This window comes from Streptomyces ureilyticus (genome assembly GCF_011045025.1).
GTDB classification, from domain to species: Bacteria; Actinomycetota; Actinomycetes; order Streptomycetales; family Streptomycetaceae; genus Streptomyces; species Streptomyces ureilyticus.
On the sequence record NZ_JAAKZX010000530.1, the window covers coordinates 1 to 521 of the forward strand.

Consider the following 521-nt stretch of genomic DNA (forward strand, 5'->3'; position numbering starts at 1 on the left):
TCCCTGGTCAGAGGCTGTCCGGAGTGTCGATGGGCGCCTCGATCCCTTGCTGTTTGTGATACCGAACGAAGGTCGAGGCGTCGAGCGCGCGGGAGGATGGAGAGCGACCAGGATCTACATCCGTGGCGGACCTCAGTTCCTCACGATGCGCCACCGGTTGTCGGCGGTGCCGTCGTCCGAGTCCTGGACGGCGAACGCGCCGAGAGCGGTGGAGTCGTTCGCGATGGCGAGCAGTTCTCAGGCCGCAACCGGACCAGCTCGTCCGCGGCATCCGCCGGCGCGCCGGCCGGCGCTGGACGGCCGTCGGCGTCACGCACCCAGGTCCGCAGCGTCTCGGGGTTGACGTTCAGATCGGCCGCGACGTCCCTGAACGTCCGTCTGCCGGCCGAAGCCCGCCACAACGCGATCGCGTCGGACCGGAACTCCGGACTGTACTTCGAGGGCCGTGCCATGTGGATCTACACCTTCCTGGACCATCAAGATCCATTGTCAGGCGTGTCCACACCACGGGAGTCACCTCA

The 521-nt window shown here is 67.0% G+C and carries 1 pseudogene; it reads right to left on the reverse strand.

Going from position 1 to position 521, the window contains the following annotated elements:
* Positions 1–293: 293 nt before the first annotated feature.
* Positions 294–452: pseudogene (locus G6048_RS52190) on the reverse strand (transposase); the annotation flags it as partial.
* Positions 453–521 lie beyond the last annotated feature (69 nt).